This window comes from Superficieibacter sp. BNK-5 (genome assembly GCF_047456055.1).
Taxonomy (GTDB): domain Bacteria; phylum Pseudomonadota; class Gammaproteobacteria; order Enterobacterales; family Enterobacteriaceae; genus Superficieibacter.
This window is the reverse complement of record NZ_CP179893.1, coordinates 129,001-142,105: the sequence shown is the minus strand read 5'-3', so window position 1 is coordinate 142,105 and position 13,105 is coordinate 129,001. Positions and strand designations below refer to the sequence as shown.

The 13,105-nt window shown below is 57.5% G+C and carries 13 protein-coding genes; 11 read left to right on the top strand and 2 right to left on the bottom strand.

The genetic code is table 11. From position 1 onward, the window contains the following. The first annotated feature begins 10 nt into the window (after positions 1-10). The 9 genes from ACMGGS_RS00740 to hycI are packed head-to-tail and all read left to right on the top strand — an operon-like array spanning position 11 to position 8,091. Complete coding sequence (locus ACMGGS_RS00740; RefSeq protein ID WP_414164630.1) at positions 11-619, top strand: 4Fe-4S dicluster domain-containing protein; 609 nt, start codon at positions 11-13, stop codon at positions 617-619. Beyond that, positions 616-2,463: a formate hydrogenlyase subunit 3 gene (gene hycC / locus ACMGGS_RS00735; protein WP_414164629.1), complete on the top strand. Its 1,848-nt coding sequence runs from the start codon at positions 616-618 to the stop codon at positions 2,461-2,463. The genes ACMGGS_RS00740 and hycC overlap by 4 nt, the downstream gene beginning before the upstream one ends. Positions 2,464-2,465: 2 nt before the next feature. Next, positions 2,466-3,392: a respiratory chain complex I subunit 1 family protein gene (locus ACMGGS_RS00730; protein WP_414164628.1), complete on the top strand. Its 927-nt coding sequence runs from the start codon at positions 2,466-2,468 to the stop codon at positions 3,390-3,392. Positions 3,393-3,404: 12 nt separating this feature from the next. After that, complete coding sequence (gene hycE / locus ACMGGS_RS00725; RefSeq protein WP_414164627.1) at positions 3,405-5,114, top strand: formate hydrogenlyase subunit HycE; 1,710 nt, start codon at positions 3,405-3,407, stop codon at positions 5,112-5,114. Between the two features lie 9 nt (positions 5,115-5,123). Then, on the top strand, positions 5,124-5,666 hold the full coding sequence (gene hycF / locus ACMGGS_RS00720) for a formate hydrogenlyase subunit HycF (RefSeq protein ID WP_414164626.1): 543 nt from the start codon (positions 5,124-5,126) through the stop codon (positions 5,664-5,666). Next, the gene (locus tag ACMGGS_RS00715) at positions 5,666-6,433 is read left to right on the top strand and encodes an NADH-quinone oxidoreductase subunit B family protein (protein ID WP_414164625.1); all 768 of its coding nucleotides are present in this window, start codon (positions 5,666-5,668) and stop codon (positions 6,431-6,433) included. The genes hycF and ACMGGS_RS00715 overlap by 1 nt, the downstream gene beginning before the upstream one ends. Then, the gene (locus tag ACMGGS_RS00710) at positions 6,430-6,840 is read left to right on the top strand and encodes a formate hydrogenlyase maturation HycH family protein (RefSeq protein ID WP_414164624.1); all 411 of its coding nucleotides are present in this window, start codon (positions 6,430-6,432) and stop codon (positions 6,838-6,840) included. The genes ACMGGS_RS00715 and ACMGGS_RS00710 overlap by 4 nt, the downstream gene beginning before the upstream one ends. Before the next feature lie 60 nt (positions 6,841-6,900). Continuing rightward, positions 6,901-7,596 carry a class I SAM-dependent methyltransferase gene (locus tag ACMGGS_RS00705; RefSeq protein ID WP_414164623.1) on the top strand — a complete coding sequence of 232 codons (696 nt, stop codon included), beginning with the start codon at positions 6,901-6,903 and terminating at the stop codon, positions 7,594-7,596. 39 nt (positions 7,597-7,635) lie between these two features. Then, positions 7,636-8,091: a hydrogenase maturation peptidase HycI gene (gene hycI, locus ACMGGS_RS00700; protein ID WP_414164622.1), complete on the top strand. Its 456-nt coding sequence runs from the start codon at positions 7,636-7,638 to the stop codon at positions 8,089-8,091. Between the two features lie 159 nt (positions 8,092-8,250). Here hycI and ACMGGS_RS00695 read toward each other — a convergent pair whose 3' ends face one another. Next, positions 8,251-9,678 (bottom strand): 6-phospho-beta-glucosidase, encoded by a 1,428-nt coding sequence (locus ACMGGS_RS00695; RefSeq protein WP_414164621.1) that lies wholly within the window; start codon positions 9,676-9,678, stop codon positions 8,251-8,253. Further along, the gene (gene ascF / locus ACMGGS_RS00690; RefSeq protein ID WP_414164620.1) at positions 9,675-11,135 is read right to left on the bottom strand and encodes a PTS cellobiose/arbutin/salicin transporter subunit IIBC; all 1,461 of its coding nucleotides are present in this window, start codon (positions 11,133-11,135) and stop codon (positions 9,675-9,677) included. Before ascF ends, ACMGGS_RS00695 begins: the two co-directional genes overlap by 4 nt. A gap of 243 nt (positions 11,136-11,378) precedes the next feature. On the opposite strand from ascF, the gene ACMGGS_RS00685 reads away from it, so the two are divergent. Continuing rightward, positions 11,379-12,392 (top strand): substrate-binding domain-containing protein, encoded by a 1,014-nt coding sequence (locus ACMGGS_RS00685; RefSeq protein ID WP_176919292.1) that lies wholly within the window; start codon positions 11,379-11,381, stop codon positions 12,390-12,392. A gap of 145 nt (positions 12,393-12,537) precedes the next feature. Then, positions 12,538-13,083 (top strand): electron transport protein HydN, encoded by a 546-nt coding sequence (gene hydN, locus ACMGGS_RS00680; RefSeq protein ID WP_414164619.1) that lies wholly within the window; start codon positions 12,538-12,540, stop codon positions 13,081-13,083. Positions 13,084-13,105 lie beyond the last annotated feature (22 nt).

Genomic DNA, 13,105 nt, shown 5'->3' with positions numbered 1-13,105 from the left:
GGAATGCCTGGTGAATCGTTTTGTAATTGCTGACTCCACCGTCTGCATCGGCTGCCGCACCTGTGAGGCGGCTTGTGCAGAAACGCATCGTCAGCACGGCCTGCAAGCCATGCCGCGCCTGCGAGTGATGCGTAATGAAAAAGAATCTGCTCCGCAGGTATGCCACCACTGCGAAGACGCACCGTGCGCCGGAGTGTGTCCGGTCAACGCGATTACGCGTGTTGACGGTGCGGTACAGCTGAATGAGAGCTTGTGCGTAAGCTGCAAACTGTGCGGTATCGCCTGCCCGTTCGGCGCGATTGAATTTTCCGGCAGCCGACCGCTGCATATCCCGGCCAATGCTAATACGCCGAAAGCGCCGCCAGCACCTCCCGCGCCAGCACGCGTCAGTACGCTGCTGGACTGGGTACCGGGCGTGCGCGCCATTGCCGTGAAGTGCGATCTGTGCAGTTTCGACGAGCAGGGACCCGCCTGCGTAAGAACCTGTCCAACCAAAGCGCTGATGCTGGTAAACAACCGCGACATTACGCTTGCCAGCAAGCGTAAACGTGCGCTGACCATTAATACCGACTTCGGCGATCTGTCGCTGTTTCAGTCGCAGAGCGGGGAGGCGAAATGAACGCGGCGTCTTTAGTTAGCCAGGCGGTGCTCTGGTATGTCGCCAGCGCGGTGCTGGCGTTTGTGTTTTGCCGCTGGAAAGCGTTAAGCGGTGCGATTACCGGTATTGGCGGCGCGGTGGCGAGCGCGATGACAGCGGTAGCCGGGTTTATGACGCTGATCGCCTGGATATCCGCTGGTGCGGAAGGCGTGTGGAATGACATCGTCATCCCCGTTGTTCACGTAAACCTGCATCTGACAGGAATCAGCGCCGTGTGGCTGGTGGCGCTTGGCTTATCAGCGCTGTTCGTCAGCATATTTAACATTAGCTGGCATCATCATCCGCAGGCGAAATCTAACGGCTTGCTGATCAATGTGCTGATGGCCGCTGCCGTGTGCGCAGTCACCTCAAAAAATCTGGGTACGCTGGTGGTCATGGCCGAAATTATGGCGCTGTGCGCCGCCTTTCTGACTGGCTGTATGCAATCCGGCAAGTTGTGGTTTGTGCTGGGACGGCTGGGCACCATCCTGCTGGTGATAGCCTGCTGGCTGGCATGGCAGCGCTATGGTTCGCTGAATTTCGGCATTATTCACTCACGTGTTTTACAGCAACCGTTGGGCAGCGATATCTGGCTGCTGGGGGTTATTGGATTTGGCCTGCTGGCAGGGGTGATCCCGTTACATGGCTGGGTACCCCAGGCTCACGCCAATGCCAGCGCATCCGCGGCTGCCCTGTTTTCAACGGTGGTGATGAAAGTAGGCCTGTTTGGGATACTGGTATTTTCAACGCTGGAAATCAATGTGCCGCTATGGTGGGGTGTCGCGCTGCTTGTTCTGGGCATGTTGACTGCGTTTGTCGGCGGCCTGTATGCGCTGATGGAACATAATATTCAGCGTCTGCTGGCATATCATACCCTGGAAAACATCGGCATTATTTTGCTGGGTTTTGGGGTTGGCGTGACGGGAATAGCATTACGCTCACCGCTGATGACGGTGCTGGGTTTTACCGGCGGACTCTATCACCTGGTCAACCACAGTCTGTTCAAAACGACGCTGTTCCTTGGCGCGGGCGCGGTATGGTTCCGCACCGGCCATCGCGACATCGAAAAACTTGGTGGTATCGGCAAAAAAATGCCGCTGATTTCACTGGCGATGCTGGTGGGGCTAATGGCGATGGCCGCGCTGCCACCGCTGAACGGCTTTGCGGGCGAGTGGGTGATCTATCAATCCTTCTTCAAACTCAGCAGCAGTAACGTCTTTATTGGCCGCCTGCTTGGTCCGTTGCTGGCGGTAGGGCTGGCGATCACCGGTGCGTTAGCCGTGATGTGTATGGCGAAAGTCTACGGCGTCACTTTCCTCGGCGCGCCGCGCACGAAGGAAGCGGAAAATGCGACCTCCGCACCGTGGCTGATGACTGCCAGCGTGGTACTGGCGGCGCTGTGCTGCATCGTGGGCGGGGTGGCTGCGCCATGGCTGCTGCCGCTCATCGGAAATCTCTTCCGGTTGAATGCCGAGCCTACAACCTCCGTGGTTTCACAGCCGATGATCGCCCTGCTACTGATCGCCTGTCCGCTGCTGCCGTTCATCATCATGCTGATCTTCAAACGCGACCGCCTGGCGAACCGTTCTCGCGGCCCGGCCTGGGTCTGCGGCTACGATCACGAGCAAGCAATGGTGATTACCGCCCACGGTTTTGCCATGCCGGTGAAAGAAGCGTTTGCGCCGGTGCTTAAGCTGCGCAAATGGCTGAATCCGGTGCGCTTTATCCCCGGCTGGCAGTGCGACTGCTCCGCTATTTTGTTCCGCCGCATTGCGCTGGTTGAACTGGCGGTGCTGGTCGTCGTTGTGGTTACGCGAGGAGCCTGAAAATGACCTATGTTCTTGCTTTGATTCAGGCGCTGGCGCTGTTCGCCTTTGCGCCGCTGCTCTCCGGCATCACCCGCGTGGCGCGCGCCCGGATGCATAACCGTCGCGGGCCTGATGTGCTTCAGGAGTACCGCGACATCATCAAACTGTTGGGCCGTCAGAGCGTCGCTCCTGCCGCCTCCGGCTGGGTGTTTCGCGCCACGCCGTTTGTGATGGCGGGTGTGATGTTAACCATTGCCACCGCGCTGCCGGTGGTGACGGTCGCCTCTCCGTTGCCGCAGTTAGGCGATTTGATCACCCTTATCTATCTGTTTGCCGTTGCGCGTTTCTTCTTCGCCATTTCCGGCCTCGATACCGGCAGTCCGTTTACCGCCATCGGCGCAAGCCGTGAAGCGATCCTCGGCGTGCTGGTGGAGCCGATTCTGCTGCTCGGCCTGTGGGTCGCGGCGCAGGTAGCCGGCTCTACGCATATCAGCAGCATCACCGACACGATTTACCACTGGCCTGCCGCGCGCAGTATTCCGCTGATCCTCGCGCTGTGCGCCTGCGCGTTCGCCACCTTTATCGAAATGGGCAAATTGCCCTTCGACCTCGCGGAAGCGGAGCAGGAGTTGCAGGAAGGCCCGCTGTCGGAGTACAGCGGTAGCGGTTTCGGGGTGCTCAAGTGGGCCATTAGCCTGAAACAGCTGGTGGTACTGCAAATGTTCGTCGGCGTGTTTATCCCGTGGGGACAAATGACAAGCTTCAGCGCGGGCGGCCTGCTGCTGGCGATTGTAGTTGCTGTGGTTAAGGCCATCGTCGGCGTGCTGGTTATCGCGCTCTTTGAAAACAGCATGGCGCGTCTGCGTCTGGATATCACCGGGCGCATTACCTGGGCCGGGTTTGGTTTTGCCTTTTTAGCTTTCGTCTCCCTGCTGGCGGCGTTTTAAGAGAGTTTATTTATGTCTGAACAAAAAATCGGTCAACATTATCTCGCCGCGCTACACGAGGCTTTTCCCGGCGTGATGCTGGACGAAGCGTGGCAGACCAAAGATCAAATCACCGTCACCGTGAAAGTGAACTATCTGCCGGAAGTGGTCGAGTTTCTGTACTACAAACAGGGCGGCTGGCTGTCGGTACTGTTTGGCAACGATGAGCGCCCGCTGTGCGGTAATTACGCCGTCTACTACGTGATGTCGATGGAGCAGGGGACGAAGTGCTGGATCACCGTGCGCGTTGAAGTTGACGCCAACACGCTGGAGTTTCCCTCCGTCACGCCGCGCGTTCCTGCCGCCGTCTGGGGCGAGCGTGAAGTGCGCGACATGTACGGCCTGATCCCGGTTGGCCTGCCGGACGAGCGTCGCTTGGTGCTGCCGGACGACTGGCCGGACGATCTCTATCCGCTGCGTAAAGACAGCATGGATTATCGTCAGCGCCCCGCGCCGACCACCGATGCCGAAACCTACCAGTTCATCAACGAACTGGGCGACAAGAAAAACAACGTGGTGCCGATTGGCCCGCTGCACGTCACCTCCGATGAACCGGGCCACTTCCGCCTGTTCGTTGACGGCGAAAATATTATTGATGCCGACTACCGTCTCTTCTACGTCCATCGTGGTATGGAAAAGCTGGCGGAAACCCGGATGGGTTATAACGAAGTCACGTTCTTGTCCGACCGCGTGTGCGGTATCTGCGGCTTTGCGCACAGCACGGCGTACACCACCTCCGTCGAGAATGCGATGGGCATCGTCGTGCCGGAACGTGCGCAGATGATCCGCGCCATTCTGCTGGAAGTGGAACGTCTGCACTCGCACCTGCTGAACCTCGGTCTCGCCTGCCACTTTACCGGCTTTGACTCCGGCTTTATGCAGTTCTTCCGCGTGCGCGAAGCCTCCATGAAGATGGCGGAGATCCTGACCGGGGCGCGTAAAACCTACGGCCTGAACCTGATTGGCGGGATTCGTCGCGATCTGCTGAAGGACGATATGATCCAGACCCGTCAACTCGCGCAGCAGATGCGCCGCGAAGTGAAAGAGCTGGTCGATGTATTGCTCAGCACGCCGAACATGGAACAACGCACCGTTGGTGTCGGCCGTCTTGACCCGGAGATCGCCCGCGATTTCAGCAACGTTGGCCCGATGGTGCGCGCCAGCGGCCATGCCCGCGATACCCGCGCCGATCATCCGTTTGTTGGTTACGGTCTGCTGCCGATGGAAGTGCATAGTGAGCAGGGCTGCGACGTTATTTCGCGCCTGAAAGTGCGTATCAACGAAGTGTTTACCGCGCTGAATATGATCGACTACGGCCTCGACAACCTGCCGGGCGGCCCGCTGGCGGTTGAGGGTTTTACCTATATCCCCAACCGCTTCGCCCTCGGTTTTGCCGAAGCGCCGCGCGGCGACGATATCCACTGGAGCATGACCGGCGACAATCAGAAACTGTACCGCTGGCGTTGCCGCGCAGCCACCTACGCCAACTGGCCGACCCTGCGCTATATGCTGCGCGGCAACACCGTCTCCGACGCGCCGCTGATTATCGGCAGCCTCGATCCCTGCTACTCCTGCACCGACCGCATGACCGTGGTCGACGTGCGTAAGAAGAAAAGCAAAGTGGTGCCGTACAAAGAACTTGAGCGTTACAGCATCGAGCGTAAAAACTCGCCGCTGAAATAAGGAATCGCCATGTTTACCTTTATCAAAAAAGTCCTCAAAACCGGCACAGCGACGTCCTCTTACCCGCTGGAGCCGATTGCCGTCGATCCTAATTTTCGCGGCAAGCCGGAGCATAATCCGCAGCAGTGCATCGGCTGCGCGGCCTGCGTCAATGCCTGCCCGTCGAATGCGCTGACGGTGGAAACCGATCTCGCCACCGGCGAGCTGGCATGGCAGTTTAACCTCGGGCGCTGCATCTTCTGCGCCCGCTGTGAGGAAGTGTGCCCAACGGCGGCGATCAAACTCTCACAGGAGTACGAACTGGCGGTGTGGAAAAAAGACGATTTCCTCCAGCAGTCCCGCTTTGCGCTGTGCAACTGCCGCGTCTGCAATCGTCCTTTTGCGGTTCAGAAAGAGATCGACTACGCCATTGCGCTGCTTGCGCACAACGGCGACAGCCGCGCGGAACATCACCGCGACAGCTTTGAGACCTGCCCGGAATGCAAGCGCCAGAAATGTCTGGTGCCGTCCGACCGTATTGAACTGACTCGCCATATGAAAGAGGCCAGCTGATGAGCAATTTATTAGGCCCGCGTGACGCCAACGGCATTCCGGTGCCGATGACGGTGGATGAATCCATCGCCAGCATGAAAACCTCGCTGCTGAAAAACATCAAACGTTCAGCCTACGTTTATCGCGTAGACTGCGGCGGCTGTAACGGCTGCGAAATTGAGATTTTCGCCTCTATTTCGCCGCTGTTCGATGCCGAACGCTTTGGCATTAAAGTGGTGCCGTCGCCGCGCCACGCCGATATCCTGCTGTTCACGGGGGCGGTGACTCGCGCCATGCGTTCACCCGCGCTGCGCGCCTGGCAGTCCGCGCCGGATCCGAAAATCTGTATTTCTTACGGAGCCTGCGGCAACAGCGGCGGCATCTTCCATGACCTGTACTGCGTCTGGGGTGGCACTGACAAAATCGTGCCGGTGGACGTTTACATTCCCGGCTGCCCGCCGACGCCTGCTGCCACGCTGTACGGCTTCGCGATGGCGCTTGGCCTGCTGGAGCAAAAAATCCACGCCCGCGCGCCGGGCGAACTGGACGATCGGCCTGCCGATATTTTGCATCCGGATATCGTTCAGCCGCTACGCGTCAAAGTGGATCGCGCTGCGCGTCGTCTGGCGGGCTACCGTTACGGTCGCCAGATCGCCGACGATTATCTGCGCCTGGTAGGCCAGGGCGAGCACCAGGTGACGCGCTGGCTGGAAGCGGAAAACGATCCTCGTCTTACTGAGATCGTTACTCAACTGAATCAGGTCGTTGAAGAGGCGCGTATCCGATGAGCGAAACGGTGGTGTTCAGTCAGCTGAGCCGTAAATTTATTGACGAGAACGATGCGACGCCCGCCGAGGCGCAGCAGGTGGTCTATTACAGCCTGGCGATTGGTCACCACCTCGGCGTAATCGACTGTCTGGAGGCGGCGCTGACCTGCCCGTGGAATGACTATCTGGCGTGGATCGGCACCCTGGAAGCGGGCAGCGAGGCGCGGCGCAAGATGGAAGGCGTGCCGAAATACGGTGAAATCGTCATTGATTTTAACCATATTCAGATGCTGGCACGCGCGTTCGACAGCGCGATTGCTACGCAAACGCCGCAGCAGCAGGAATGGAGCAAACTGATGCTCAGCATGCTGCACGATATTCATCAGGAAAGCGCTATCTATCTGATGGTGAGACGCCATCGCGACTGACGCCACCCCCGTCTTCAGCTACTCTGATGATTCGGTTTATTTGACGGCGGGAGTATGACGATGAGCGTGAACGATTACGATGCCATGGCGGCAGACTACAGCGCCGACAATGAAAACAACGCCTGGAACGCGCTCTATGAACGGCCTGCTATTCTGGCGATGGCAGGCGACGTGGCGGGAAAGCGCGTCCTTGACGCCGGTTGCGGCGCTGGCGCGCACAGCGAGGCGCTGCTGGCCGGCGGCGCAGACGTTGAGGGCTGCGATTTAAGCGCCGGAATGCTGCGGCAAGCCAGACGACGGCTGGGAGAGCGCGTAACGCTAAAACAGGTGGATCTGACTCAGCCTTTGCCATACGCGGACAATCAGTTTGACATGATCCTCTCCTCGCTGGCTTTGCATTATCTTGAGGACTGGTCGCAGCCGTTGGGTGAGTTTCATCGCATTTTAAAGGACGACGGGCGGCTGGTATTTTCGACTCACCATCCGTTTATGGATCATGCGCAGAGCGGCGGCGTGGATTATTTCGCGACCTATACCTTCGAAGAAGCGTGGCAGCGCGGCGACCAGACCGTGACCATGCGCTTCTGGCACCGTCCGCTGGTGGCGATGTTACGCGCCATAGCACAGGCCGGTTTTCATATTGAGCAGATAGACGAACCGATGCCGCTGGCACAAGCGCGGGAGAAATTCCCCGACGCCTGGCGGAAACTAACAACCGCGCCGCGCTTTCTCTTTTTCGCATTGCGGAAAGCGTAGCGGCGTTCTTAATGAAATACATGTAGCGTGGAGAGAAGGGTGACTGACGTTTTATTGTGCGTGGGCAACAGTATGATGGGCGACGATGGCGCGGGTCCGCTGCTGGCGGAAATGTGCGCCGCTAACCCGCAGGGCGACTGGGTCGTCATTGACGGCGGCAGCGCGCCCGAAAATGATATTGTCGCTATCCGCGAACTGCGTCCGCAACGCCTGCTGATTGTCGATGCCACCGACATGGGACTGAATCCCGGCGAGATCCGCATAATCGACCCGGACGACATCGCTGAGATGTTTATGATGACTACCCACAATATGCCGCTCAATTATCTGATCGATCAGTTGAAAGAGGATGTTGGCGAGGTGATTTTTCTCGGCATTCAGCCGGATATTGTTGGGTTTTATTACCCGATGACCCAGCCGATCAAAGACGCGGTAGAAACGGTTTATGCCCGGTTGGCCGACTGGCAGGGAGAGGGTAGTTTCGCCCAGCTCTGAGTCGGCGGTATAATGCCCGGTGGCGCTGCGCTTACCGGGCCTACGTGCGATGTCATTATGGGTAGGCCGGATAAGGCGAAGCCGCCATCCGGCATCACAGCGCTGTTGTGGCCGCTGTGGGTTTCCTGCCCGGCAGCATAGTGCCACCGGGCAACTCCATCAATCCAAATCCGCCCCGTTGCTGGCAATCACTTTCTTATACCACCAGAACGATTTCTTGCGTTTACGATCCAGCGTGCCGTTACCCGCGTCGTCGCGGTCGACGTAGACAAAGCCGTAACGTTTGCTCATTTCGCCGGTGGAGGCCGCCACCAGGTCAATACAACCCCAGGTGGTGTAGCCGATAACCGGAATACCGTCTTCAATAGCTTCGCCCATCGCGCGGATATGCTCGCGCAGGTAGCTGATACGGTAATCGTCCTCGATCTCACCTTCAGCATTGATTTCATCGTGCGCGCCGAGGCCGTTTTCGACTAAAAACAGCGGCTTCTGGTAGCGGTCATACATCATATTCATGGTGATGCGCAGACCGAGCGGATCGATGCCCCAGCCCCATTCGCTCACCTGAATATGCGGGTTGCGCAGCGACTTAACGATATTCGCCGCGTTAGTGTTCTGTGCGTTCATATCCGCCGAGGCGCAGCGCGAGGCGTAATAGCTGAAGGAGACAAAATCCACGGTGTTTTTCAGGATCTCGTCGTCGCCCACCTCTTTGACAATCGTGATCCCTTTCTCCCGGAATACGCGCGCCGCATAGGCGGGATAAGCACCGCGCGCCTGCACGTCGATAAAGAACAGATTTTCCCGGTCCTTTTCCAGCGCCATCCATACATCTTCCGGCTTGCAGGAGTAAGGATAGAAATTACCGCCCGCCAGCATGCAGCCGACCTGGTTTTGCGGATTAATTTCATGAGCGATTTTGGTCGCCAGCGCGCTCGCCACCAGTTCGTGATGGGCGGCCTGATATTTCACCTGCTCCTGATTATCACCCTCTTCAAACACCAGCCCCGCCCCGGAGAAGGGGCTATGCAACATGATGTTGATTTCATTAAAGGTCAGCCAGTATTTCACCAGTCCGTCGAAGGCTTCAAAACAGGTGCGCGCATAGCGGGCAAAAAAGTCGACCATCTTGCGGTTGCGCCAGGAGCCGTATTCCGTCACCAGATGCATCGGCACGTCGAAATGGCACAGCGTTACCAGCGGTTCAATGCCGTACTTTCTGCACTCCTCAAAAACCGCGCGGTAAAAGGCAATGCCTTCTTCATTCGGCATCGGTTCGTCGCCGTTAGGGTAGAGGCGGCTCCAGGCAATTGAGGTACGGAAGACGGTAAAGCCCATCTCCGCCATCAGCGCGATGTCCTCTTTATAACGATGATAAAAATCAATCGCCTGGTGGCTCGGATAATATTCATCTTCGCGCAGGGTGAAGCGCTTCTCCTGCCCGAGCTTGACGGGCAGACGGTTCTTGCCGTGCGGGATCATATCGACGGTGGTTAACCCTTTACCGCCCTCCAGATACGCACCTTCAGACTGATTGGCGGCCATTGCGCCGCCCCATAAAAAATCGTGTGGGAAGGGAGATGTCATGCATTACCTCGCTCAGTGTCCATGTTGTGCATTTGATTTTTTTCAGATGCTGTCTTCTGGCGAACGTCTTCCTCGACCGGAATATCGTCAAAGCCCAGCACCAGGGTCAGAATAAAAGAGAGTACCACTGCCAGCGCCATCACGCCGAATACCCAGAATATCGTCATTGGCCTGGCGGGATCGAAAAACTGCACGCTGGTAAACAGCCCCGGCGCGGCCATCGAATGACTGGCCAGCCCGGCGATACCCGCCACCGCGCCGCAGATAAAGCCGCTGATCAGGCTGGCAATCAGCGGGCGTTTCAGGCGGATCGCCACACCGTACAGCGCGGGTTCGGAGATGCCCGCCATAATCGCCGATGCCGCCGCGGCCAGCGCCGTCTGCCGCAGTTCCGGGTTTTTGGTTTTCCACGCGACGGCCAGCGAAGAACCGCCGAGCGAAAGATTGGCACCAATTTCTGAGGGCATGACCATACCTTCTTTCCCGGTTTCGGCGATGGTCTGAATAATGGTCGGCGTAAAGACGCGGTGCATCCCGGTCATTACCAGCAGCGGCCATAGCGCGCCCATGATCGCCACCGACAGCCAGCCGAGATAATCGTGAACCGTATACACCAGCGCAGAAATCGCGCTGCCGATCCAGATACCGATCGGGCCGATAAGCAGGATCGCCAGCGGCGCGGCAATCAGCACGATCAGCATCGGTTTAAGGAAGTTTTTGGTGACGGCGGGGGTAATGCGATCCACCCAGCGTTCGATATACGACAGGCACCAGGTCATCACCAGCGCCGGGATCACCGTGTAGGTGTATTTCACCGCCGTTACCGGGATCAGCGCGAACTCCACGTGCTCGCCCTGGGCGGCTTTCGCCATCAGATCGATAAAGCTCGGATGCACCAGCACGCCCGCGATGGCAATCGCCAGCGACATGTTGGTTTTGAATTTCACCGCCGCCGACGCCGCCACCATCAACGGCAGGAAGAAGAATGCGCCGTCGCCGATGACCGTCAGGATGGTTAACGTCGGCGAGCCTTTTGTCAGCACGCCGGTCATCTCAAGGATCATCGCCAGCAGCTTGACCATCGAGCCGCCGATGATCGCCGGGATCAGCGGCGACATGGTGCCGATCAGCGCATCAAGGATCCCCGCGCCGATGCGCCGCAACGTCAGCGGCGGTTTACCCGCCGGTTCCACCGGCTGCATATTCTGCGGCAGCAGGCTGACCACCTCGCGATACGCCTGCGACACGGTGTTGCCGATAATCACCTGACACTGGTTGTCGTTGCGTACCACGCCAAGGACGCCGCTGAGGCTTTTCAGGGTGGCGCTATCAATTTGTGCCTCGTCTTTGACGACAAAACGCAGGCGCGTCATGCAGTGGGTGACTGCCGCGATGTTATCTGCTCCGCCCAGCGCGGAGACCACCGAGCGGGCCAGTGGCGCATAGTTCTTAGCCATCGGATCTCTGTCCTGTTTTTCATTAAACGGCAAGAGCGCCGTAGAAGAGTGATTAAATTTTGTATAGGAAACCGGTTCCACATTAGGGTGATGAGTTTGTATTTCTCAGGCAAGATCTAATTTTTTTATGTTATAGAATTGTGATGTAGATCGCTTTGCCCTGCATGACGCTCACCGGCCATCGCTGTAAATTGACAGTGGGTGAAGTACACTCGGCACATCTTATAAAAAGGGACGGGCGATATGGCGACGATGCTGGAAGTGGCGAAGCGGGCAGGGGTGTCAAAGGCGACGGTTTCACGCGTGCTGACAGGCAACGGTTATGTCAGCCAGGAGACCAAAGACCGCGTTTTTCAGGCTATTGAAGAGAGCGGCTACCGGCCTAATTTGCTGGCGCGCAGCCTGGCAACCAAATCCACGCAGACCATCGGGCTGGTGGTGACCAATACGTTGTATCACGGCGTCTATTTTAGCGAACTGCTGTTTCACGCCGCGCGGATGACCGAAGATAAGGGACGGCGATTAATCCTTGCCGACGGTAAACACAGTGCCGACGAGGAGCGCGAGGCAATTCAGTATCTGCTCGATCTGCGCTGCGATGCGATTATTATCTATCCACGTTTTCTGAGCGTGGATGAGATGGATGACATTATTCAGAGCCATAGCCAGCCGATTATGGTGATTAACCGCCGCCTGCGCCGTAACCGTAGCCATTGCGTCTGGTCCGATCAAAAAGCGTCAAGTTTTCACGCCGTCTCGCACCTCATCGCGCAGGGCCATCGCGATATCGCGTTTATTACCGGTTCGCTGGATTCGCCCACCGGCATTGAACGTCTTGCCGGGTATAAAGAGGCATTAGGCCAGAATAATATCGCCGTACATAACGCACTGATTGTAGAAGGAAAATGGACGCCAGCAACCGGCGCGGCAGGTGTGGAGACACTGCTTGCACGCCAGGTGCCGTTTTCCGCGCTGGTTGCCAGCAATGACGATATGGCGACCGGAGCCATGAAGCAGTTGCACCAGCAGGGAATACGCGTGCCGGAGCAGGTGTCGGTACTGGGTTTCGACGATACCGCATTGGCACCATATCTTATTCCTTCCCTGTCCAGCGTTAAAATCCCGGTGACGGAGATGATTAAAGAAACCATCAGCCGCCTGATTTTTATGCTCGACGGCGGTGAATTTAATTATCAGCAAACCTTTCCCGGCGAGCTTATCGTGCGCGATTCTCTCACTGCCGGGCCGCATGCCTGAACCTCGACAACTGTCATCGTCACTTCTGTCGATGACAGTAACAAAATCCTCTTCGAAAAATAAATTTCTTTAAAAATCAATTGCATAATAATTGGCGCGAATTATGCATCCTCCAGCGCGTTATCAGCCATTACTGGAGAGTTTGATGAACCGTTTCATCATTGCTGACGCGAGCAAATGCATTGGTTGTCGCACCTGCGAAGTCGCCTGCGTGGTATCCCACCAGCAGGATCAGGATTGCGCGGCCCTGACGCCGCAAAATTTCCTGCCGCGTATTCACGTTATTAAAGGGGTCAATGTTTCCACCGCTACCCTGTGCCGCCAGTGCGAGGATGCGCCCTGTGCCAATGTCTGCCCGAACGGCGCCATCAGCCGGGACAAGGGTTTCGTACATGTGATGCAGGAGCGCTGCATCGGCTGTAAAACCTGCGTTGTGGCTTGCCCTTATGGCGCGATGGAGGTGGTTTTGCGTCCGGTTGTGCGTAACAGCGGCAGTGCGCTGAACGTGCAGGCGGAAAAAGCCGAGGCCAATAAATGCGATCTCTGCCACCATCGTGAAGAAGGCCCGGCCTGTATGGCTGCCTGCCCAACGCACGCGCTGGTCTGCGTTGACCGCAACAAACTTGAGCAGTTAAGCGCGGAAAAACGTCGTCGCACGGCGCTGGATACTGCCACCTCCCTGATATTTTAAATCCCATTCATTTCACTTTTAA